Origin of the sequence: Bacillus sp. EU63 (assembly GCF_038592915.1) — a bacterium.
Lineage (GTDB): Bacteria > Bacillota > Bacilli > Bacillales > Bacillaceae > Bacillus > Bacillus velezensis.
The window spans coordinates 881,697-904,348 of the sequence record NZ_CP151944.1; the positions used below are offsets into that span (position 1 = coordinate 881,697).

The following is a 22,652-nucleotide window of genomic DNA, read 5'->3' on the forward strand; positions in this document are numbered from 1 at the left end:
TCTGCAAGCAATCGGAGATGGGGGCCTTTTTGTTTTTCGATCGCACGCGGCAGAAAGAGAGGGGAAGACAGATGGCTGTAACCATCAGCATACAAGAAAAAGCTTTTGAGCATGAAGGCCGGAAAACACCGGTGCTGAATGATATTGAGCTGTCAATTGCTTCGGGAGAATTTTTGACTGTCATCGGGCCGAGCGGATGCGGCAAAAGCACGCTTTTAAAATTGATTGCCGGTCTTGATACCGATTATAAAGGCTCTGTCACAATAAACGGCCGCAATGTGTCGGGACCGGGCATCCGGCAGGGATTTATCTTTCAGGAGCACCGGCTGTTTCCCTGGCTGACGGTAAAACAAAACATCGCTGCCGATCTCAATATGAACGACCCGGCCGTTCGGAAAAAAGTGGATGATCTGATTGAGGTTGTCAGGCTGCAGGGAGCGGAGAACGCTTATCCGCGCGAATTATCCGGCGGCATGTCGCAGCGGGTTGCCATCGCCCGAGCCCTTTTGCGCGAGCCGGAGGTGCTGCTTTTAGATGAACCGTTCGGGGCGCTTGACGCTTTTACGAGAAAACATTTGCAGGATGTGCTGCTTGATATATGGCGCGAGAAAAAAACGACGATGATTCTGGTCACGCATGATATTGATGAATCCGTCTATTTAGGCGATAAGCTGGCGATCCTCAGGGCAAAGCCCGGCCGGCTGCACAGCCTGATGCCGATTCAGCTTCCGCATCCGCGCAATCGGACCTCAGCGGATTTTCAGGCCGTCCGGCAGAAGGTGCTTTCTGAGTTTGAGAAAACGGAAGACCTCCGGTTTGCGGATGGGTCCGGGATATAGAAGGGACGAAGCGAAGTGAAAAAAACCATCATTCTTTTAGCCGCAGCAGTCATGATGTCAGCCGGATGCAGTGCAGACGGGACAGGAGGGAGCGGGAAAACGGTGAAAGAAATCCGGATCGGCATCCAGCAGAGTTTAAGCCCGCTTCTCATTGCCAAGGAAAAAGGCTGGTTTGAAGAGGCCTTCAAAAAAGACGGAATAAAAGTAAAATGGGTCGAATTCCAAAGCGGTCCTCCGCAATTTGAAGGTCTTGCCGCCGATAAGCTTGATTTTTCCCAGGTCGGCAATTCACCGGTCATTTCCGGTCAGGCGGCTGGAATTGATTTTAAAGAGATCGGGCTGTCTCAGGACGGGTTAAAGGCAAACGGCATTCTCGTAAACAAGGGCAGCGGGATTCAGAGCCTGAAAGAATTGAAAGGTAAAAAAATCGCCGTAGCCAAAGGCAGCAGCGGCTTTGATTTTCTCTATAAAGCTTTAGATAAAGCGGGGCTTTCCGCCGATGACGTCACCATCATCCAGCTTCAGCCTGATGAGGCGGTTTCCGCTTTTGAAAACAAATCAGTTGACGCATGGTCCATTTGGGAGCCGTATTTGTCGATTGAAACGCTGCAGCACGGGGCGGAAATATTGGCGAACGGAGAAAGCACAGATTTATATTCTCCCGGTTTCACGTTAGTCAGAAAGGGATTTTCCAAAGAACACCCGGATGAGGTTGTCCGTTTTCTGAAAGTGTTCAATAAGGCAGTTACATGGCAAAAGGAACACAAAGATGAAGCTGTCTCCTTATATGCGAAAATCAAACATCTTGATCCGAAAGTTGTCAGAAACGTGCTTAACAATACTGAGCCTCTCAATGAACCGATCAATGATGATATTGTCAAAGCCCAACAGGAAACCGCTGATTTTCAATATCAAACAAAAGCGATTCATAAGAAAATTCATGTAAAAGACGTTGTCGACAATTCATTTATTAAAAAAGCGCTTGAAACGGGGGATGGCAAGTAATGAAAGCAGAAGCATCAACGGCTGCCGGCGCAATAAGCCAATCAGAAAAGAAAGCTCTGGCAAGATCCCGGAAGTATTCATACCAATGGATGAAGGGGGTTGTACTCCCGGCTGCGGTCATCGCAGTATGGCAGTTTATCGCAAGTCTGGGTATCGTCTCGGCCACGGTGCTCCCGTCGCCTGTCGTCATCTTGCAGACATTTGAGGAACTTCTTCTCTCAGGTGAGCTTTGGGGTCATTTAGAGATCAGCTTATACCGGGCGGCTGCCGGATTTCTGCTTGGCGCGGGCCTCGGACTTGTTTTCGGGCTGCTGGTCGGTTTCTCAAAGCGGACGGAAGCATATCTTGATCCGTCCCTGCAAATGCTCAGAACGGTTCCGCACTTGGCCGTGACTCCTCTGTTCATTTTGTGGTTCGGATTTGATGAGACATCAAAAATTCTGCTGATCGCATTGGGGGCTTTTTTCCCCGTGTACATTAATACGTTTCTCGGAATCCGCAGTGTGGACGCGAAGCTGTTTGACGTCGCGCGGGTGCTGGAATTTAACTGGTATCAGCAGATGACGAAATTAATTCTTCCGGCATCTCTGCCGAATATCCTGCTCGGCATCAGGCTCTCTCTGGGCATTGCGTGGCTCGGTCTTGTGGTGGCGGAACTGATGGGATCGAGCGAGGGCGTCGGCTATATGATTATGGATGCCAGACAATTTTCACAGACAAATAAGGTGTTTGTCGGCATTATCATTTTTGCGGCTGTCGGCAAGCTGACAGATGCATTGGTCAGAATGCTCGAACGGAAACTATTAAAATGGCGGAACAGTTATGAAGGGTAACCTATTAAAAAAGGAGAGATTCATATGGAGATTCTTTGGTTTATTCCGACGCATGGTGACGGCCGGTATTTAGGGACGCAAACGGGAGGGAGAACGGCGGATCATCTTTATTTTAAGCAAGTGGCACAGGCGGCGGACAGACTCGGGTATACGGGGGTTCTGCTGCCGACGGGGAGATCATGTGAAGACCCGTGGCTGACGGCTGCCGCTTTAGCGGGGGAAACGAGTGACTTGAAATTTTTAGTGGCGGTCCGTCCGGGACTGATGCAGCCGTCTGTCGCCGCGAGAATGGCGTCGACAATGGACCGGCTGTCAGACGGCCGTTTGCTCGTAAATGTCGTAGCGGGCGGAGATCCTTATGAACTGGCGGGAGACGGCATGTTTATCAGCCACGATGAACGTTATAAGGCGACTGAAGAATTTTTAACTGTCTGGCGCGGACTCATGCGGGGCGAAACGGTGACATATGAAGGGGAGCATATCAAGGTGGAAAACAGCAATCTGCTGTTTCCGCCAAAGCAGTCTCCGCATCCGCCATTATATTTCGGCGGTTCATCACAGGCGGGAATTGAGGCTGCGGCGAAACATACAGATGTCTATTTAACATGGGGAGAGCCGCCGGAGCAGGTAAAAGAAAAGATTGAAACTGTTAAAAAACAGGCTGCCAAGGAAGGAAGGACGATGCGTTTTGGCATTAGACTTCACGTGATTGTCCGGGAGACTGAGGAAGAGGCATGGGAAGCGGCTGAACGATTAATCAGCCATTTAGACGAAGAGACGATTGCGAAAGCGCAGGCTTCGCTCCGGCGCGCTGATTCATCGGGACAAAAACGGATGGCCGATCTCCATAACGGTGACCGCTCGAAGCTTGAGATCAGCCCGAATCTCTGGGCCGGCATCGGACTGGTCAGAGGCGGAGCGGGCACGGCAATTGTCGGTGATCCGCAGACTGTCGCTGCTCGAATTTTAGAGTATCAGGCACTCGGCATTGAGTCGTTTATCTTTTCAGGCTACCCGCATCTGGAAGAAGCTTATTATCTGGCTGAACTCGTGTTTCCGCTTCTGCCGTTTCAGAATGAACGGACTAAAAAGCTTGAGCGCAGACTGGGTGAAGCAATGGGAAACGACCATTTTGCAAGAGAAAATAAAGCGAAAGTCTGATGACGTCGCAAGGCGGATAATTGACGGCGGGCGCTTTCTGCGGATTCATTTCCGGGGAAATGCCGGCAGTGAAGGCGGGTATTCACCCGCCTTTTTAAGCGCTTAGCTTGCACGATGCTCATATGGATGATATGATACAAAACGTAATAATTACGATTTGTTAGGAGTGCTGAAATGGCAAAAAAATCAAAAGTGATCAAAGAGCTCAAGCGGCAGAAGCTTGTTGAACAATATGCGGACATCCGAAGAGAATTAAAGGCAAAAGGAGACTGGGAAGCGCTGAGCAAACTGCCGCGTGATTCTGCTCCGGGCAGGCTTCATAACCGCTGTACGGTGACGGGGCGGCCCCGCGGATATATGAGAAAATTTAAATTGTCCAGAATCGCATTCAGGGAGCTGGCCCATAAAGGCCGGATTCCCGGGGTGAAAAAAGCGAGCTGGTAATGTAAAAAACTCCGGATCTGTCATGAACCGGAGTTTTTGCCGTGCTTATGAAAAGTGAAAACATAAGCCAAATGCTGAATCATCATCAGAATGAAAATTAAAAGAATCGGAAAAAAGGGAAGATGCGGCTGAATCAGCGGATAAAACAAAAGCAGAACGGCTGCGGCCGGCAATGAGAAGTAAACGGCGATATACGAGGAACGGCAAGCTTTAGCCGTCATCATTCGTTCTCTTTCATCCTGTTCCTCAAATTCATCGGGCACAAGCCTGTGCTTTTTGCCGTTTCGTTTTTTCTTTTCGGCATAGATATACAATGCGGCACAAACGGTAAACAGCAGAAACGGCGTGATATTCAGCTCAAATGAACCGCTCCCCTCCGTCTGGAAAAACTGGGCGATCCGCGGCGCCGCTTCCATAAAGGAAATAAGCGTCCAGCAGGCCAATCCGTAGAGTGCAAGGTGAAAACACGCTTTTCTTTTCAAACTCATTTTTTCTCCTCCTCCAGCCAGAAAACTTCCTCCATCGGCAGGGAGAAAGCCCGGCAGATGTTAAGCGCCAATAAAAGTGAAGGCACATAATCTCCTTTTTCAATCGCTGCAATCGTCTGTCTGGTGGCTCCGGCTTCTTTTCCGAGCGTTTCCTGAGAATAGCCGAATCTGGCTCTCAGCTCTTTTACTTTATTTTTCATCATCACGCATACCTCAAGTTTTCTTCTTTTTCATATTGTATGTGGTTCTTAACAAAATGTAAACCCAACTTAACATGTGGACAAAAAAAGAATTTTTTTCGACAAATTTTTTAACATTCCCTTGACGAAAAAAAAATAAACATGTAATATTAGAAACGTCAAAGCGGTACTGACAAAAAAGAATTTTGATGCGGGTGTAGTTTAGTGGTAAAACCTCAGCCTTCCAAGCTGATGTCGTGAGTTCGATTCTCATCACCCGCTCCATACATACGTTATTAACGCAGTGTTTCGTTTCTCTGATAAACGAAGTATTGCGTTTTTTTATGTGAAAAAAGACACGAAAGGCGTGTCTTTTTATGAAAGCCAAGAGACGGTATGCGTGCCTCCGTGAATTTGTTCAAACATTTTGGTTAAGGATGATAGCAGCTCATCCGCCGCGTCGGCATGAAATGAAGGCGGGAAAAAGATCAGCTGCAGCATTTTCTTTGTGCCGGTTGTTACAGGGCGGGTGTTGATATGTCCGGTAAGGCCGCCGAAAATGCCGCCAGAGTCGGAGAAAGCAAGTACGTGTTCTTTTTCTCCGATTGTAATCGAAATCGGTTCATCTATTTCTGCGGCGTCATACGCCATTATGGGCAATGAATATTTCAAGGAGAAAAAAAGTATGGTATCATGGGCTGAATTCACACTTTCAATGAATCGTTCCCGGGAAATATCGCCGAGCATAAGCTCCATCGGCGTTTTTTGTCCTGAAAAGGCGGGACTGAGCTGTTCCATCATACGCGCCCACTCTTTAACAAAAGGCTGCTCATCTATACCGCCGTCAGCATAATCAAAGTAAAGAGATTCTTGAAATAAACGGAGGCGGCCTTTCAGCATTTGCGGAGCAGGCCCGACTTCGATCTGTTCATATAAGACGGCTGCCGCTTTGATCCCCGGCACCCGTTCAGCAATAAGTGGATCTAAACTGATGTTCAAGTGTGTTCACTCCATTTCGGGATGATAAAACTCTATTATACCCGTGCGGGAGCCTGATCACAAAGAAAGGAGGCTGTGCAAAAAATGAATATTCATAAACTGAAAGAGGAATTAATCGAATACGCCAAAAGCATCGGAGTTGACAAAATCGGGTTTACGACGGCTGATACGTTCGACAGTCTGCGGGACCGGCTGATTCTTCAGGAATCACTCGGCTATTTATCCGGTTTTGAAGAGCCAGATATTGAAAAACGGGTTACTCCGTCTTTGCTTCTCCCGAAAGCCAAATCAATCGTCGCCATCGCCCTTGCTTATCCTTCCAAAATGAAAGATGCGCCGAGGAGCACGAGAGACGGGCGGCGCGGCATTTTTTGCAGAGCTTCCTGGGGGAAGGATTATCATGATGTGCTGCGGGAAAAGCTTGATCTGCTGGAAAATTTTCTCCAAAGCAAACATGAGGATATCCGCACAAAGTCAATGGTGGATACAGGAGAATTGTCCGACAGGGCCGTTGCTGAACGGGCGGGAATCGGCTTCAGCGCCAAAAACTGCATGATCACCACGCCTGAATACGGCTCTTACGTCTATCTGGCTGAAATGATCACCAATCTGCCCTTTGAACCGGATGTGCCGATTGAAGATATGTGCGGTACGTGCACAAAATGTTTAGACGCGTGTCCGACCGGCGCGCTCGTCAATCCCGGACAGCTTAACGCCCAGCGCTGTATTTCGTTCCTGACCCAGACAAAGGGATTTTTGCCGGATGAGTTCCGCACGAAAATCGGAAACCGTCTGTATGGCTGTGACACGTGCCAGACGGTCTGTCCGATTAATAAGGGGAAAGATTTTCATCTTCATCCGCAGATGGAGCCTGATCCGGAAATCGCAAAGCCGCTGTTAAAGCCGCTTTTGACCATAAGCAACCGCGAATTCAAAGAAAAATTCGGACATGTATCGGGATCATGGCGCGGCAAGAAGCCGATACAGCGGAATGCGATTTTAGCTTTGGCTCATTTTAAAGATGCCTCGTCTCTTCCGGAATTAACGGCCTTAATGCACCAAGATCCGCGCCCCGTTATCAGAGGGACGGCCGCCTGGGCCATCGGGAAAATCGGTGATCCTGATTATGCGGGGGAATTAGAAAAAGCGCTTCAAAAGGAGCAGGATGAGGAAGCTATACGGGAAATTGAAAAGGGACTGGAGCTGTTATCGGTTTCTGATAAGACTAAAACCGGCCGGTCCTGACATATGTATAGAGAAAAAGCACTTGGCGTGAGTTCAAGTGTTTTTTCTTTATAAAAATAGTATGGTGGGTGGAGCGCTTGAAGCATATTATTGAAGATTTAGCGGAGGCCCGGCTTCATTATTTAATCAACGGAACCGAGATGAGGCACAATGGGCAGCCCGGCGATCTTGAGGTCCTGACGAGAAAAAAAGAGCTGTTTGAAAAACGGAAAGTTGACATCGTGAAAGCGAAGGCAAAAGCCGTCATTGTCAAAAGCAGCCTTGAGGACGACGGCACGTTATGCGTCATGTACACGATTCATTTCGAATATTTGTGCAAGGAGCATGACGGACACCTTTACTTAGAAGAGCAGATTGAGGAACGGACTGCATTTCTCTATGATCAGCTTTTGATTAAAGACCGGGAAGTAAAGAAAAAACCGGCGGGATTTTCTGACGGAAACAGCGTAATTGAATATGAGCGGAGTGAACGGGAAGATTTCGGGCGGGCGTTTCAATACGACCGTCTGGCTGCCGTGCAGTACGCGGAGAAGTTTTGGAATAAACGAAATCCCGCTTATAAAAATTTCAGCGACAACTGCACCAATTTTATTTCCCAATGTTTACATGCCGGAAAAGCACCGATGCGGGGGCATCCGAACAGAGGCTCAGGCTGGTGGATGAAGGCAAGCTCGTGGAGCTACAGCTGGACGGTCGCGCATTCGATGAAGATGTATCTGGCCCAATCCAAGGCAGGGCTTCGCGCGGTGCAAGTATCAAGAGCTGAAGAACTGATGCCCGGAGATATCATTTGCTATGATTTTGAAGGAGACGGCCGTTTTAATCATACGGCGATCGTGGTCGCGAAAGATAAAAGCAATATGCCGCTTGTCAATGCCCAAACGTATGACAGCAGAATGAGATATTGGTCATATGAGGATTCAACGGCGTATACTCCTTCCATCAGATATGCGTTTTTTCATATTACGGATGATACGACAAAAGAGTAATTAATGATATAATGGTGGGCGGAATAAAAAACAGAGGTGAACATCGTGGCATTACATGTCGTTTTATATCAACCCGAAATCCCGGCCAATACGGGAAATATCGCACGTACTTGTGCGGCAACAGACACAACGCTTCATTTGATCCGCCCGCTCGGATTCTCAACCGATGATAAAATGCTGAAGCGCGCCGGACTCGATTATTGGGAGTTCGTCAACGTCGTATATCATGATTCATTGGAAGAGTTATTTGAGGCATATGAGAACGGAAAGTTTTTCTTCATTACAAAATTCGGCCAAAAGCCGCACACATCATTTGATTACTCAAATACGGAGGAAGACTTTTTCTTCGTATTCGGCAGAGAAACGAGCGGACTTCCGAAAGAATTGATCGAAAACAATATGGACCGCTGCCTGCGTCTGCCGATGACCGAGCATGTGAGATCATTAAACCTGTCCAACACGGCCGCGATTCTTGTATATGAAGCGCTGCGCCAGCAAAATTACAGAGATTTGACGTGAAAAAAACGCCCGCATCCGGGCGTTTTTTTATTCAATAAAAAAGACGGACAGCGGGGGTTTACGGCATTTTTATATTTATGGGCTTAACAACGTAACAGTGTTATGTTACAATGCTTTCATCGAAGGAGCTGGATTCATGGAGGAACAACTGATTTCTAAAAAAGAATTGCTGGAAGAAACATCAATCTCATACGGGCAGCTGTACCGCTGGAAACGGAAAAATTTAATTCCTGAAGAATGGTTTATCCGAAAATCAACATTTACAGGCCAGGAAACATTTTTTCCGAGAGCGGAAATATTGAAACGTATCTCAAAAATACAGAAAATGAAAGAAAATCTGTCTTTGGATGAAATGAGGGAAATGCTGTCTCCGCAAATGACTGATGTCAATATAACGTCTGCGGAGCTGCTTCAAAAGGGACTGATTTCAAAAGCCGCGCTGCAAGTTTATGGCGAAGACGGCGTGACATTCACGTCCCGTGCGCTGCTGTCTTTATATGTGCTTGAAGGGCTTTTGCAATCGGGCAATATCAGCCTTGAGGAAGGAAAATTGGCGGCAGGGGTGCTGAAAACGTATGAGGCTTCCGAACTGAAAGCGAATACGGAGCTTGTCATGCTCCGAAAGCTTGGCGTAACGACGTGCTTCATCGCAGACGCGGAACATATTTTATTTGAACCGACTGTCAAAGTGGTTGAACGGGTGGCGCTTGCTGCGGCATCGGAAGAATTAAAAACGAAATGGATGCAGGAGGACCATCAATGGAAGTAACAGATAAATTAGTCATCAACGGTTCAGGAAGTTCAAAAGGAGGCCGTTTTCATACAGTGGAGATCAACGGAAGCGGCACGGTGTCAGGTGATGTGGAGTGCGCGAGCTTTTTGTTTAACGGCAGCGGAAAAACAGACGGACATGTCAAGACGCAAACGCTGACGATCAGCGGTTCGGGGAAAATTTCCGGCAGTGCCGAAGCTGAATCCATCCGTATCAACGGAACGGGTGTCATTAAAGATGATGTCAAAACGGAGCGGCTGAACGTCGCGGGATTTTCATCTTTCGGCGGCGGTGTGAAAGCTGATGATATTTTCATATCCGGGAAAGCCGGGATTGAAGGCGATTGCGAGACAGAGACGTTCCGTTCGGAAGGCAAATGCAAGATCGGCGGCCTGCTGAATGCCGATGAAGTCAGTATTAAGCTGGCGGCGGGAGAAAGCCGGGTGAAAGAAATCGGCTGCCGCCATTTGAAAGTGATGAGCAGAAAGAGCGTGCTTACGCGTTTTAAGCTGATGCCGGCCCCGGTGCTGACAGCAGAGCTGATTGAGGGTGACATCATTGAATTGGCGGACACGAACGCGAAGACAGTCCGCGGAAATCATGTGCGGATCGGCGCGGGCTGCACCATTGGGACGGTGGAATACAGCGGCGATTTTACATGTGATCCTTCCGCTTTGGTTAACAAAGTCGTGAAACGATAGGAGGAGCTGCGATGGAAACGACAAAAAAATTGAGTCATTTAAAAATGTACGGAGCCGGACACGCCTCCGGCGGTTCCTACCAAAATGTAAGCATTAAAGGGGAAGGAACTGTCGGCGAAGGACTTCAAAGCGAACGCTGCCGGATATTCGGTACGGGACTTTTTCTCGGAGATGCCGAGATCAACAGGCTGAAAATTTTCGGAGAGCATGAAGTTGCAGGAGATTTATCAGCACGTTCAGCAAATGTGATGGGCAAATTGAAAGTCGGCGGCTCCGTGCGTTTCGCCACGATGAGGCTGAAAGGACTTGCTGAAATTGGCGGCGGGGCCGCGGGAGAGCAGTGTCATATAAAAGGCAGCCTCACAGTCGGCGGCGATTGCGAGACGGAGCTGCTTCATGTAACAGGATGTATCAATGTGGCGGGATTGTTAAACGCGGGGGACGTAAACATCCATTTGCGTTATGACCGAAGCCGGGTGAAAGAAATCGGCGGCACATCGATCACCGTCAGACGGAAACCCGGTTTTCTTAAACGGAAAGCCGGCACGCTTTCTGCTGGATTGATCGAAGGAGACGCAATTTACCTCGAATACACGGAAGCGGACATCGTCAGAGGAAAGCATGTGGAAATCGGCCCGGGCTGCAAAATCGGAAAAATCGAGTATCAAACAAGCTGCAAATCTCATGAAAAATCAACAGTCCAAGAACGTATTCAAATGTGAAACATTGTTATGTTGTACAGGAAAGGGTGCTCTTTATGAAGAGCACCCTTTTGCCGTTATTTGTTTTCAGGTTTGCTGTCGTAACCCGCCGTAAAAATGGATACTAAAAAAGTGAGAATGACCCCAAGTAAAATGATCGTTTTCATCATTTCTCCTCCTCTTTGCTTTTCCATTTGATGTCCGAGTCTGGATGAAACTGTATTTCTTTCATTATGAACGGTGCACCGGACCCTTGTCAATGACGGCCTTATAACGTCTTTATTTTTAAGAAACGAAAAGCATGTATTATCACGTCACCGCATAGATTGTAACAAAGTACCTTATTTCTAGTGCATTAACCATGATAGAGGAGGTTCTTATGGATATATTAAAGAAAATTGAAAAGTACAGAGAGGAAGAGCAGCGTCTCAAATGGGAAGGGACGTTCGCTGATTATTTGGAGATCATAAAAGAAAATCCATTGGTCGCGCAGTCTGCTCATTCTCGCGTTTTTAATATGATAAAAGACAGCGGAATCGAGGAGGATGACGGTAAAAAGACATACAGCTTTTTCTCGCGGGAGCTGTTCGGCCTTGAGGAATCTCTGGAACGGCTCGTGGAGGAATACTTTCACCCGGCTGCCAAGCGGCTCGATGTAAGAAAACGGATTTTACTATTGATGGGACCCGTCAGCGGCGGAAAGTCAACTCTTGTCACCATGCTGAAAAAAGGGCTTGAAGCCTACTCATTGACAGACAACGGCGCTGTTTACGCCATTAAAGGCTGCCCGATGCATGAAGATCCTCTCCATCTCATTCCCCATCATCTGCGCGACGACTTCTACAGAGAATACGGCATCAGAATTGAGGGCAGCCTTTCTCCGCTTAATGTCATGCGCCTTGAAGAAGAATACGGCGGCAGAATTGAGGATGTAAAGGTTGAACGTATATTCTTCTCGGAGGATAAACGTACCGGAATCGGAACCTTCAGCCCGTCTGACCCGAAATCACAGGATATCGCCGACTTGACGGGGAGTATTGATTTTTCAACAATTGCCGAATACGGCTCAGAATCAGATCCGCGCGCTTATCGGTTTGACGGTGAATTAAATAAAGCGAACCGCGGAATGATGGAGTTTCAGGAAATGCTGAAATGCGATGAAAAATTTCTGTGGCACCTTCTGTCACTCACGCAGGAAGGGAATTTCAAAGCCGGACGGTTTGCGCTCATCTCAGCCGACGAATTGGTTGTTGCGCATACGAACGAAACGGAGTACCGCTCGTTTATTGCCAATAAGAAAAATGAAGCCCTTCACTCCAGGATCATCGTGATGCCTGTTCCTTATAATTTAAAGGTGTCAGAGGAAGAACGGATTTATGAAAAAATGATTTCTGAAAGTGATGTTTCTGACGTACACATCGCCCCCCATACATTAAAAGTGGCCGCGATGTTTTCTATTTTGACCCGGCTGAAGGAACCGAACCGCTCTGATATTGATCTCGTCAAAAAAATGAGGCTCTATGACGGAGAAAGCGTTGAAGGTTACAATTCCGTTGATCTGGAGGATATGAAGAAGGAATTCCATGATGAAGGAATGAGCGGAATTGACCCGCGCTATGTCATCAACCGCATTTCCTCAACAATTATCAGAAAAAATATGGAATCGATCAATTCGCTTGACGTGCTGCGTTCCTTAAAAGAAGGACTTGACCAGCATCCGTCGATCTCCGCCGAGGACAAAGAGCGGTATATGAATTTTATTTCCGCCGCCAGGAAAGAGTACGATGACATCGCTAAAAAAGAAGTGCAGAAGGCGTTCGTCTATTCATATGAAGAATCCGCTAAAACTCTCATGGACAATTATTTAGATAATGTGGAAGCGTACTGCAATAAAAATAAGCTCCGCGACCCGCTGACGGGTGAAGAAATGAATCCTGACGAAAAACTGATGAGATCCATTGAAGAGCAGATCGGCATTTCAGAAAACGCGAAAAAAGCGTTCCGCGAAGAAATCTTAATCCGCATATCCGCCTATGCAAGAAAAGGAAAACGCTTTGACTATAATTCGCACGAAAGACTCCGCGAAGCGATTCAGAAAAAGCTGTTCGCAGACTTAAAAGACGTGGTGAAAATTACGACCTCAACGAAAACGCCGGATGAGCAGCAGCTTAAAAAGGTCAATGAGGTAGTGGCAAGGTTAATAGATGAACACGGCTATAATTCGACTAGCGCTAATGAACTGCTGAAGTATGTCGGAAGCTTGTTAAACCGCTGATGTTTGATTTCATTGAGAGGCCCGTCTGTAAAAGGACGGGTTCTTTTGTCTGTTTTTCGCAATTGTTTGTCAATTGGAGAGTCCGGCCGGCATAAGATAAAAATAAATCTTTTCGCCGGACTTGTTTCATAAACAGGACCAAGCCGGAATACACATGTAAAACGACCATAACGGTTAAGGAGGGGAATTCATGTCCCGTAATGACAGCGGAAATTTTTTGATTTCAGAGGAAGACTGGTCCCTCCATCGCAAAGGGTTTGACGACCAGCAGCGCCACCAAAAGAAAGTACAGGAAGCGATAAAAAACAACCTTCCGGACCTTGTCACTGAGGAAAGCATTATTATGTCCAACGGAAAAGATGTCGTGAAAATCCCGATTCGTTCGCTTGATGAATATAAAATCCGTTATAACTATGATAAAAATAAACATGTCGGCCAAGGCGACGGCGACAGCGAAGTCGGCGATGTCGTCGCAAGAGACGGCGCAGATAAAAAGCAGGGGGCTGGAAAAGGCCAGGGAGCCGGCGATCAGGCAGGCGAGGATTATTATGAAGCGGAAGTTTCATTGATGGATCTGGAAGAAGCGCTGTTTCAGGAATTAGAACTGCCGAATCTGCAGCAAAAGGAAAGGGACAATATCGTCCATACCGATATCGAGTTCAATGATATCCGGAAAACCGGGCTGACAGGGAATATCGATAAGAAAAGGACGATGCTGTCGGCCTATAAACGAAATGCCATGACAGGCAAGCCGTCGTTTTACCCTATTTATCCGGAAGATCTGAAATACAAAACATGGAATGATGTGACGAAGCCGGAATCGAAAGCTGTCGTTTTAGCGATGATGGATACAAGCGGTTCGATGGGCGTATGGGAAAAGTATATGGCGAGGAGCTTCTTTTTTTGGATGACACGATTTTTACGGACAAAGTATGAAACGGTTGATATCGAATTTATCGCCCACCATACGGAAGCGAAGGTCGTGTCGGAAGAAGATTTTTTCTCGAAAGGGGAGAGCGGGGGCACCATCTGTTCCTCCGTTTACCGGAAATCTCTTGAATTAATTGATGAAAAATATGACCCCGCCCGCTACAACATCTATCCATTTCATTTTTCAGACGGAGATAACCTGACTTCGGATAACGCCCGGTGCGTAAAGCTCGTCAATGACATCATGAAAAAATCGAATCTGTTCTGTTACGGTGAGGTCAATCAATATAACAGGCATTCCACCCTCATGTCCGCCTATAAAAATGTCAAAGATGATAAATTTAAATACTACATCCTGAAACAGAAATCAGACGTATTTCAAGCGCTGAAAAGCTTTTTTAAAAATGAGGAAGCCGGTGTAAGCAAAGCATCGTATTAAATATAAAGCCGAGTGAAGAATCGTGCGGCCGCGGTTCTTCACTCGGCTTTTTTAAATTAAAAATAAAGAGAAAAAACGGCATAAAAAAAATCCTTAAAAAATGAAACTTTTCTCTTTACAAACCTTCTTTCATTTATTAATATTTTATCTTGTGAACTATTATTAAGGGAATGAGGTGAAAATACGGTGATTGAATCAGAGCTCGCTTTGCTCAGTTTTGAACAACTGTTTGATACTTCCAGATCGATTTACAAAAAGCAGAAAATGATTCTGGAGACAGTTCTTGAACCTTTTGATATTACAGTACTGCAGTATCTGCTGATGTTCAAAATACATAAGAGCAAAAGCACGCAGCTTTCAAGGCTGGCATTGTCGCTTGATCTGAAACCGGCGTCTGTCACGAGAATGACCGATATTCTGTATAAGCGCCGCCTAATGGTTCGGAGCGACTATCACGACGACCGGCGTGTTGTTATGATTCAGTTAACCGAAGAGGGGGAAGAACTTCTAAAGAAAGCTGCGGTTCAATATGCCGAAAAAGCGGCGGTCTTATACCGGCAGCTCAATACCGCTGAACTGCAGTACCTGCGCAAGCTTGCGGAAAGTTTAACGAAGCTTGCAAACGGCTGTGCAGTGAAAAACGGAAAATAAAAAAATCCCCACATATTTTTATCATCATTCCACAAAATGATAGAGGAAGAAACGAAAGGAGAAAACAAAATGAACAGAGGACGTTTAATTCTGACCAACATTATCGGTTTGATTGTTGTTCTTGCAATTATAGGCGGAGGTGCTTACTACTATTATCAAAGCACACACTATGTAAAAACCGATGAAGCAAAAGTTGCCGGCGACATGGCTGCTATCACAGCTCCTGCTGCAGGTAAAGTAACTGACTGGAACCTTGATGAGGGGAAAGAAGTAAGCAAAAACGACGTTGTTGCAAAAATCAAAGGACAGCAAAATGCTGACGTAAAAGCCATCATGGATGGAACAATCGTGAAAAACGAAGTGAAAAACGGCCAAATGGTGCAAGCCGGTACGACAATTGCCCAGGAAATTGACATGAAACACCTTTACATCACTGCAAATATTAAAGAAACAGACATCAGAGACATTGAAGTAGGAAACAAAGTAGACGTAATTGTTGACGGCGACCCTAATACAACATTTGACGGAACAGTAGAAGAAATCGGTTATGCGACAAATTCAACTTTTGATATGCTGCCTTCTTCAAACTCAAGCGGCAACTACACAAAAGTAACGCAAAAAGTTCCTGTTAAAATTTCACTCAGCAACCCATCTGACAAGGTGCTTCCTGGTATGAACGCATCTGTAAAAATTTCTGAATAATACAGATCAGTCATCAAACCATGAAGGGAGGTTGTCTTAGGTGGCTAAATCAGATAATCAAGTAAAAAGTCCTAAAACATTGCTTATTGTGCTTATGGCCGGGTTATTCCTGGCGATCTTGAACCAAACGCTTCTTAACGTGGCGATGCCGCACTTAATGACCGAGTTCGGTGTGAGTGCGACGACGATTCAGTGGCTTACGACCGGATACATGCTGGTCAACGGTGTTTTGATTCCGTTATCTGCGTTCTTAATTACCCGGTTCGGACAGAGAAGCCTCTTTCTCGTAGCCATGTTCTGTTTTACAGCGGGAACGTTAGTCTGCGGAATCGCGCCTAACTTCTCAACCATGCTGATCGGCCGGTTAATTCAGGCGGTCGGCGGCGGTATCCTGCAGCCGCTGGTCATGACAACCATTCTGCTTATCTTCCCGCCTGAAAGCAGGGGGAAAGGAATGGGGATTTTCGGTCTTGCGATGATGTTTGCTCCGGCGGTCGGACCGACTCTTTCCGGCTGGATCATCGAGCATTACACATGGCGCATTATGTTCTACGGTCTTGTTCCGATCGGGGCAATCGTTATTATCATAGCGTTTTTCCTCTTTAAGAACTTGGTGGAACCGCAAAAAATCAAACTCGACAGCTTGGGTGCGATTCTATCCATTGTCGGATTTGCCTCATTGCTTTACGGAGTCAGTGAAGCGGGCAGCGACGGCTGGGGAGATCCGATCGTGCTGTCTACCGTCATTGTCGGTGTCATCGCGATTGCCGCGTTTGTCATTCAGCAATTGCGCTCTGAAAAACCGATGCTCGACTTCCGGGTATTTAAATATGATATTTTCTCACTTTCCAGTGTGATTAACATCATTATTACCGTTGCGCTTTACACAGGAATGTTCCTGCTTCCGATTTACCTGCAGAACTTAGTCGGCTTTACGGCGCTGCAATCGGGTCTCTTGCTATTGCCGGGCGCGATTGTCATGCTGATCATGTCGCCGATTTCCGGTATTCTGTTTGACAAAATCGGTCCGAGACCGCTTGCGATTATCGGGCTGGTCATCACGGTCGCAACGACATTCCAGTACACAAAATTGACAATTGACACACCGTACACGCACATTATGCTTGTCTATGCCATCCGCGCATTCGGTATGTCACTGTTAATGATGCCTGTTATGACAGCCGGAATGAACCAGCTTCCGGCACGGTTGAACAGCCACGGCACGGCGATGAGCAACACGCTCCGCCAGATCAGCGGTTCAATCGGAACAAGTTTGATCACAACGATTTATACGAACCGTACGACAATGCACTATTCGCAGATTGCGGATAAAACGAGCACGGCTGATCCAAGCTTCATGCAGTCGTTCCAAAGCGCGGTTTCGAATTTAATGGTCAACATGAACATGTCGCTTGATGCGGCGAAACAAACCGTTTATTCATATCTCTACAAAACAGCTTCACTTAATTCCAACGTTATGGGGATTAATGACGCGTTTATGTGGGCGACGATCTTTGCGGTTATCGGCGTAGTCCTGAGCCTGTTCTTGCGTGACGTACGGAAAGACAAACAGCGGGCGAAGAAAAAAGAGGAGCTGTCATTGCTTCCGGCCCCTAAAGAAGTGAAGGAATCTTAATCATCTGAATGGGAGGTTTCCTGAATGAAAATTTACGTAGTGTACGATAGTGAAGGCGAACACACAAAACACCTTGCTGAAGCCATTGCCGAAGGAGCGCGAGAAAACGCTGAGGCTGAAGTCCTGATCGACCATGTCGATCAAGCAGACATCCGCAAGCTGAAAGACATGGATGCCATTATCTGGGGATGCCCGGGACACTTTGGCACCATCAGTTCAGGCTTAAAAGCGTGGATCGACAGACTCGGCTATCTGTGGGCTGAAGGCGAGCTGATTGATAAAGTCGGCGCCGTATTCTGTACGACGGCGACAACACATGGCGGATTAGAAATGACAATGCACAATCTGATCACTCCTATGTTTCACCAAGGCATGATTGTTGTCGGACTTCCCGGCAACGTTCCTGAAAACGCGCTGTACGGCTCTTACTACGGCGCAGGCGTCACATGCCCGGTTGACAGCGATGTGCTGATGACGGAAGAAGGCCTTCAATTAGGCCGTGCGCTTGGCAGACGTGTCAGCCAAGTCACAGGTAATCTAACTGCCGGACGACAGTAAGGAGAGGGTTATATGGCCATTATTATAGCGGTTATTGCTGCTGTCATTGTGATTGCACTTCTTATCACATTCAATGTCCGCAGCACTTCTGCAGGACAGGATGTCAAAGAAGAAAAGAGAGAAGCGATCGGCACTACAGCCGAACAGCCGGAAAAGCATGATCCGGCCGAGGAGCGCTCAGCCGAGCATGCTCCCGTCGTTGTGAAATCTGAATCTCCCCGTGAGAAAAAGAATACAATGGGCGATGATGTGTACCGTCAGGCGCTTCAGAAGTTTAAGACTTCTGAGACGGATCGGGAAACAAACGATCCTGATAGCGGCGGCAAAATGCAGGATAGCAGCTATCGTGATGCGCTGCTCTCCTTAAAAAACAAAAAGAAGTAATTGAAAAGGCAAATCTGCGTAAGAGCGGATTTGTCTTTTTTTATTGAAGATATTGTAATACGTGATGATCTAGTGTACTATGTTACTCATACACTTGATCCGAATGGAGAGAGCAAGAATGACATCGTTTTTAGGTTTGCTGAAAAAAGATGCGAAGGTTTCATGGATTTGGCTCGCGGTGTGGCTTTGCGGCATGATTTGCTTGGCGTTTGCAGCCCACGTCATCGCTGCCCGTCAGAAAGAACCGCTCGTCATTTTCGGCTTTTTTGCGGCAATGGGGTTTTTTCAATTTCTTGTAGCGCCGCTTTTTATGTACTATCACCTTCATAAAGAAGGAAAAAACCAGCTGTGGCTTTACAATCCGAATGGAGGATTTTATCTGCTGGCTTCCAAGCTGACGGCCTCACTGCTGTATCAGTTGATCGGGCAGCTGGCGCTGACCGGTTACGGCATTTGGATGTACCGGATGCTTTCTGCAAAAGGAGCGCTGGAACACGCCATTCCCCTGGCCGGCACATTAACCGGACTGAATGCTTACCTGCTGATCAGTTCAGCGTACTTATCTGTGATCGTGGCCGTATTTTGGACTGTTTTTCACTCATTAAAAAATGTTCCCGTCCTCCGTTGGGTGATCTGCATCGTGCTTGCGTTTGTCTGGACCTATATTGACGATAAAATCATTACGCCTTTCACTTCATCTCAACATGATTTATGGCCGGTAAAAGTGTATGCGAATTTTCATTTTCATTATACAAAATTGACCGGATGGACGATGGAGCTGAACCGTCCACATTTCGCTTTTCAGCTTCTTGGCAGTGATCGTGCTTGCGGCGCTCTGTCTTGCGCTGGCCTCTATGCTGCTGAATCGAAAGGTTGAGGTGTAATGATGGAGAATGAATTTCAGTCATCCAAGCCGATTTATCTGCAGATTGCCGATCGTGTATATTACCGGCTGATCCGAAGTGAGCTTTCACCGGGGGACAAACTGCCGTCCGTAAGGGAGATGGCCGTACAGATGAAAGTGAATCCGAACACGATACAAAGAACGTACAGTGAAATGGAAAGGCTGGGGATCGTGGAGACGAGAAGAGGACAGGGAACCTTTATAGCGGAAAGATCCGATCTGAAAGCAGAGCTGAAAGACAGGCTGACAAAAGACGTTTTCAAACGCTTTATTCAGGAAATGGCGGAGCTGGGGTTATCTCCTGAGGAAATGCTCGACGGGATCAAACAATATGCGGAGGAAGCAAACGATGAATCTTGATTTTGAACGCGTAACAAAAAAATACGGCCGCAGGCTCGCGGTCAGCGATGTATCATTTTCATTGTCTCCGGGTAAAATCTACGGAATTTTAGGGCCGAACGGAAGCGGGAAATCAACAACGCTTAAAATGCTTGCCGGGCTTGCGTTCCCGACATCGGGCGCCGTCCGGATGGGAGATTGCGCAGTAAGCAGGAACATGCTGTTTCGTACGGCTTATTTAACCGAACATGATATGTTTTCCGCCCGGACGACCGTCGGTGATATGCTCACATTTTATCATTCGCAATTCCCGGATTTTCAGCTCGAAAAAGCACATAACCTATTAACGGAAATGAATCTTTCAGCGAAGCAGAAGATAAAAGAGCTGTCCAAAGGCAGCCGGGGCAGGCTGAAAATCGTCTTGGCCCTCTCGAGAAAAGCATCCGTCATTCTGCTGGATGAGCCGTTTTCAGGTCTTGATCCGGCGGTCAGGGAGTCGATTGTCAACAGTCTCGTATCTTATATTGATTTTGACAGCCAGATCGTCGTCATCGCCACGCATGAGATCGGCGAGATTGAGACGCTGTTAGACGAAGTGATGGTTTTCATAAAAGGGAAAATCGCTGAACGGCGCGAGGTCGAAGAAATCCGGGAACAGGAAGGAATGTCCGTGCTGCAATGGTACAGAAGCGTCATGCAGGCGCACGAAATAGAAGGGGGATTCTAATTGGAAACGGTATTAGAACTGCAACAGGTAAAGAAAACGATAAAAGGACGAACGATTATTCATGATCTGAGCTTCTCCGTCCGGGCGGGCGAAGTGTTTGGATTTTTAGGGCCGAACGGAGCGGGGAAAACCACTACGATCAGAATGATGGTCGGATTAATGAAACTGTCTCAGGGAGACATCGTAATCTGCGGGGAATCCATTACGAAAAACTATGCAAAAGCGGTCAGGCACGTCGGAGCCATCGTGGAAAACCCGGAGCTGTACAAATTCCTGAGCGGTTATAAAAATTTACAGCAGTACGCAAGGATGGTAAAAGGCGTTACGAAAGAAAAAATAGATGAGGTCATCGAGCTCGTCGGGTTGCAGGACAGAATACATGACAAAGTAAAAACCTACTCTCTCGGAATGAGACAGCGTCTCGGCCTCGCCCAAAGCCTGCTGCATAATCCTAAGGTGCTGATTCTGGATGAACCGACAAACGGCCTTGATCCCGCGGGCATCAGGGAAATCAGGGACCATCTGAAAAAGCTGACACGTGAAAAAGGAATGGCTGTCATCGTCTCTAGCCATCTGCTGTCAGAAATGGAGTTAATGTGCGACCGAATCGGCATTCTGCAAAAAGGGGAGCTTGTCGATATTCAAAAAGTAAGGGATGAAGGAAAAGAGGATAAAGATACATACTTCTTCCATATTGAACAAAGAGAAGAGGCTCTTGCCGTTCTGAGTCAGTTTGATTGTGTGAAGAAGACAAACGGTATTGAGATCAAGCTGTCAAAACAGGAAGTGCCTGATGTGATATCTCTGCTCGTCCGTGAAAACATCCGCTTATATGAAGTGAAAATCATGACAAAATCTTTGGAAGACCGTTTCTTGGAGATTACCGGCGGGACGAAAGAGGAGGTTCAATATGTTTAAGCTGATCTATAATGAATGGATAAAAATTTTCAGCCGCGTCGGCACGTGGGCTATGATTGTAATTTTAGGCGTTTCGATGATCGGTTTTGCGCTTCTGTCAAACCATTTCACCTCGAACGAAGCCAATCCGAATTGGAAACAGGAGCTCCAAGCTGATAACAAAGAAATGAAACAGCAGATGAAGGAAACCGGAAACCAGACGCTCATTGATAACCTGAAACAGAATGTCGCGATAAATCAATACCGTATGGATCATAACATCCCCGAGGATACAGGGTACACAGTGTGGTCATACGTAGCTGATTCTTCGATGATGACTGTTTTGACCGGGCTGTTTACGATTATCATTGCCGCAGGCATCGTGGCGAATGAGTTCAACTGGGGGACGATCAAGCTGCTGGCTATCCGTCCGCTCAGCCGTTTTCAGATTTTGCTATCTAAATATATGACGGTGCTGCTGTTCGGACTGCTGATGCTTGTGATTTTATTTGCCGGCTCCGCTCTGTTGGGATTGGTCTTTTTCGGTACAGGCGGAGATACTGCGGCTGATGTTCATCTCGTATACAAAGACGGCCATGTTTTTGAGCAAAATATCATCGCTTTCCTCGCTAAAACATATGTCTATGAATCTGTCTCCGCTTTTATGCTTGCGACGATGGCGTTTATGCTGTCTGCGGTATTCCGGAACAGCTCATTAGCGGTCGGATTTTCTATTTTTCTATTGGTTATGGGGAACACGGCGACGGTATTTCTTGCTGCGAAATTTGAATGGACCAAATATATTTTATTTGCGAACACGGATTTGTCGCAATATATGAACGGGACTCCTTTAGTAGAGGGGATGACGATGACATTTTCGGTTGTGATGCTTGTGATTTACTTCGTTATTTTTCTGGCGCTCGCATTCGGCGTCTTCTTAAAACGCGATATTGCCACCTGATATAAAAAAGCTGTTTTGCCTTTGCAAAACAGCTTTTCGTTTTAGATGAAAAAAACCTGCCGGCGTACACCGGCAGGTTTTTTAAACAATTTATGCTTTTGTTACGTTAGCAGCTTGTGGTCCGCGGTTTCCTTCAACGATTTCGAAAGAAACAGATTGGCCTTCTTCTAAAGTTTTGAAGCCTTCGCCTTGAATAGCAGAGAAGTGAACGAATACATCGTCTTGACCTTCTACTTCGATGAATCCGAATCCTTTTTCAGAGTTGAACCATTTTACTTTACCTTCTAACATGAAATTTCCTCCTAAAGCGACATAACGCTTAAATTCACTATTCTTGCTCTAAAACAAACTTCCAAGACGAAAACTCTTACAAA

The 22,652-nt window shown here is 46.7% G+C and carries 26 protein-coding genes, 1 tRNA gene and 1 pseudogene; 24 read left to right on the forward strand and 4 right to left on the reverse strand.

Annotation, left to right across the window (positions count from 1 at the left end):
- The first annotated feature begins 71 nt into the window (after window positions 1-71).
- The 5 genes from NYE38_RS04530 to rpsN all read left to right on the forward strand — a co-directional run bounded on the left by NYE38_RS04530 (window position 72) and on the right by rpsN (window position 4,282).
- Window positions 72-839 carry an ABC transporter ATP-binding protein gene (locus NYE38_RS04530; RefSeq protein WP_014417255.1) on the forward strand — a complete coding sequence of 256 codons (768 nt, stop codon included), beginning with the start codon at window positions 72-74 and terminating at the stop codon, window positions 837-839.
- A gap of 15 nt (window positions 840-854) precedes the next feature.
- Entirely contained in the window at window positions 855-1,844 is a 990-nt protein-coding gene (locus NYE38_RS04535; RefSeq protein WP_340803110.1) for an aliphatic sulfonate ABC transporter substrate-binding protein, read from the forward strand.
- A complete protein-coding gene (locus NYE38_RS04540) occupies window positions 1,844-2,677 on the forward strand; it encodes an ABC transporter permease (RefSeq protein ID WP_340803109.1) in 834 nt (277 codons plus the stop codon). The genes NYE38_RS04535 and NYE38_RS04540 overlap by 1 nt, the downstream gene beginning before the upstream one ends.
- Before the next feature lie 24 nt (window positions 2,678-2,701).
- Complete coding sequence (gene ssuD / locus NYE38_RS04545) at window positions 2,702-3,838, forward strand: FMNH2-dependent alkanesulfonate monooxygenase (RefSeq protein ID WP_340803108.1); 1,137 nt, start codon at window positions 2,702-2,704, stop codon at window positions 3,836-3,838.
- Window positions 3,839-4,012: 174 nt separating this feature from the next.
- The gene (gene rpsN / locus NYE38_RS04550; protein WP_025284463.1) at window positions 4,013-4,282 is read left to right on the forward strand and encodes a 30S ribosomal protein S14; all 270 of its coding nucleotides are present in this window, start codon (window positions 4,013-4,015) and stop codon (window positions 4,280-4,282) included.
- A 20-nt stretch (window positions 4,283-4,302) separates the two neighbouring features.
- Here the strand turns inward: rpsN and NYE38_RS04555 are convergent, their stop codons facing one another.
- Window positions 4,303-4,770: a hypothetical protein gene (locus NYE38_RS04555; RefSeq protein WP_012117138.1), complete on the reverse strand. Its 468-nt coding sequence runs from the start codon at window positions 4,768-4,770 to the stop codon at window positions 4,303-4,305.
- Window positions 4,767-4,970, reverse strand: a complete 204-nt coding sequence (locus NYE38_RS04560; RefSeq protein ID WP_003155407.1) for a helix-turn-helix transcriptional regulator — start codon at window positions 4,968-4,970, stop codon at window positions 4,767-4,769. Before NYE38_RS04560 ends, NYE38_RS04555 begins: the two co-directional genes overlap by 4 nt.
- Before the next feature lie 190 nt (window positions 4,971-5,160).
- On the opposite strand from NYE38_RS04560, the gene NYE38_RS04565 reads away from it, so the two are divergent.
- Window positions 5,161-5,234: transfer RNA gene (locus tag NYE38_RS04565), tRNA-Gly, on the forward strand.
- Window positions 5,235-5,324: 90 nt separating this feature from the next.
- Here the strand turns inward: NYE38_RS04565 and NYE38_RS04570 are convergent.
- A complete protein-coding gene (locus NYE38_RS04570; RefSeq protein ID WP_022552809.1) occupies window positions 5,325-5,948 on the reverse strand; it encodes a hypothetical protein in 624 nt (207 codons plus the stop codon).
- 84 nt (window positions 5,949-6,032) lie between these two features.
- Between NYE38_RS04570 and queG the strand changes: the two genes are divergently transcribed.
- The 18 genes and pseudogenes from queG (at window position 6,033) to NYE38_RS04660 (ending at window position 22,278) form a co-directional block, all read left to right on the forward strand.
- Complete coding sequence (gene queG, locus NYE38_RS04575) at window positions 6,033-7,193, forward strand: tRNA epoxyqueuosine(34) reductase QueG (protein ID WP_015239452.1); 1,161 nt, start codon at window positions 6,033-6,035, stop codon at window positions 7,191-7,193.
- Window positions 7,194-7,270: 77 nt separating this feature from the next.
- On the forward strand, window positions 7,271-8,182 hold the full coding sequence (locus NYE38_RS04580) for an amidase domain-containing protein (protein ID WP_012117141.1): 912 nt from the start codon (window positions 7,271-7,273) through the stop codon (window positions 8,180-8,182).
- Between the two features lie 36 nt (window positions 8,183-8,218).
- A complete protein-coding gene (gene trmL / locus NYE38_RS04585; RefSeq protein WP_007610253.1) occupies window positions 8,219-8,701 on the forward strand; it encodes a tRNA (uridine(34)/cytosine(34)/5-carboxymethylaminomethyluridine(34)-2'-O)-methyltransferase TrmL in 483 nt (160 codons plus the stop codon).
- 136 nt (window positions 8,702-8,837) lie between these two features.
- On the forward strand, window positions 8,838-9,470 hold the full coding sequence (locus NYE38_RS04590) for a YhbD family protein (protein WP_015417094.1): 633 nt from the start codon (window positions 8,838-8,840) through the stop codon (window positions 9,468-9,470).
- Window positions 9,461-10,174, forward strand: coding sequence for a polymer-forming cytoskeletal protein (locus NYE38_RS04595; RefSeq protein WP_285001884.1), 714 nt, complete (start codon window positions 9,461-9,463; stop codon window positions 10,172-10,174). Before NYE38_RS04590 ends, NYE38_RS04595 begins: the two co-directional genes overlap by 10 nt.
- Before the next feature lie 11 nt (window positions 10,175-10,185).
- Window positions 10,186-10,896: a hypothetical protein gene (locus NYE38_RS04600; RefSeq protein ID WP_159353937.1), complete on the forward strand. Its 711-nt coding sequence runs from the start codon at window positions 10,186-10,188 to the stop codon at window positions 10,894-10,896.
- A gap of 358 nt (window positions 10,897-11,254) precedes the next feature.
- Complete coding sequence (gene prkA / locus NYE38_RS04605; protein ID WP_003155391.1) at window positions 11,255-13,150, forward strand: serine/threonine protein kinase PrkA; 1,896 nt, start codon at window positions 11,255-11,257, stop codon at window positions 13,148-13,150.
- Window positions 13,151-13,340: 190 nt separating this feature from the next.
- Entirely contained in the window at window positions 13,341-14,519 is a 1,179-nt protein-coding gene (yhbH, locus tag NYE38_RS04610; RefSeq protein WP_017417325.1) for a sporulation protein YhbH, read from the forward strand.
- A gap of 186 nt (window positions 14,520-14,705) precedes the next feature.
- Window positions 14,706-15,170, forward strand: a complete 465-nt coding sequence (locus NYE38_RS04615) for a MarR family transcriptional regulator (protein WP_003155389.1) — start codon at window positions 14,706-14,708, stop codon at window positions 15,168-15,170.
- Window positions 15,171-15,206: 36 nt separating this feature from the next.
- On the forward strand, window positions 15,207-15,872 hold the full coding sequence (locus NYE38_RS04620; RefSeq protein ID WP_007610259.1) for an HlyD family secretion protein: 666 nt from the start codon (window positions 15,207-15,209) through the stop codon (window positions 15,870-15,872).
- A gap of 40 nt (window positions 15,873-15,912) precedes the next feature.
- The gene (locus NYE38_RS04625) at window positions 15,913-17,508 is read left to right on the forward strand and encodes an MFS transporter (RefSeq protein ID WP_003155387.1); all 1,596 of its coding nucleotides are present in this window, start codon (window positions 15,913-15,915) and stop codon (window positions 17,506-17,508) included.
- Window positions 17,509-17,532: 24 nt separating this feature from the next.
- Window positions 17,533-18,066 (forward strand): NAD(P)H-dependent oxidoreductase, encoded by a 534-nt coding sequence (locus tag NYE38_RS04630; protein ID WP_003155386.1) that lies wholly within the window; start codon window positions 17,533-17,535, stop codon window positions 18,064-18,066.
- Between the two features lie 12 nt (window positions 18,067-18,078).
- Window positions 18,079-18,450, forward strand: coding sequence for a hypothetical protein (locus tag NYE38_RS04635; RefSeq protein WP_014417269.1), 372 nt, complete (start codon window positions 18,079-18,081; stop codon window positions 18,448-18,450).
- 118 nt (window positions 18,451-18,568) lie between these two features.
- Window positions 18,569-19,334, forward strand: a pseudogene (locus tag NYE38_RS04640) (hypothetical protein).
- Between the two features lie 2 nt (window positions 19,335-19,336).
- Window positions 19,337-19,714 carry a GntR family transcriptional regulator gene (locus NYE38_RS04645; RefSeq protein WP_025650314.1) on the forward strand — a complete coding sequence of 126 codons (378 nt, stop codon included), beginning with the start codon at window positions 19,337-19,339 and terminating at the stop codon, window positions 19,712-19,714.
- Complete coding sequence (locus NYE38_RS04650) at window positions 19,704-20,420, forward strand: ABC transporter ATP-binding protein (RefSeq protein WP_033574454.1); 717 nt, start codon at window positions 19,704-19,706, stop codon at window positions 20,418-20,420. Before NYE38_RS04645 ends, NYE38_RS04650 begins: the two co-directional genes overlap by 11 nt.
- The gene (locus NYE38_RS04655; RefSeq protein ID WP_012117151.1) at window positions 20,421-21,338 is read left to right on the forward strand and encodes an ABC transporter ATP-binding protein; all 918 of its coding nucleotides are present in this window, start codon (window positions 20,421-20,423) and stop codon (window positions 21,336-21,338) included.
- Window positions 21,331-22,278, forward strand: coding sequence for an ABC transporter permease (locus NYE38_RS04660; protein WP_095060944.1), 948 nt, complete (start codon window positions 21,331-21,333; stop codon window positions 22,276-22,278). The genes NYE38_RS04655 and NYE38_RS04660 overlap by 8 nt, the downstream gene beginning before the upstream one ends.
- 90 nt (window positions 22,279-22,368) lie before the next feature.
- Here the strand turns inward: NYE38_RS04660 and cspB are convergent, their stop codons facing one another.
- Complete coding sequence (cspB, locus tag NYE38_RS04665) at window positions 22,369-22,569, reverse strand: cold shock-like protein CspB (protein WP_003155376.1); 201 nt, start codon at window positions 22,567-22,569, stop codon at window positions 22,369-22,371.
- Window positions 22,570-22,652 lie beyond the last annotated feature (83 nt).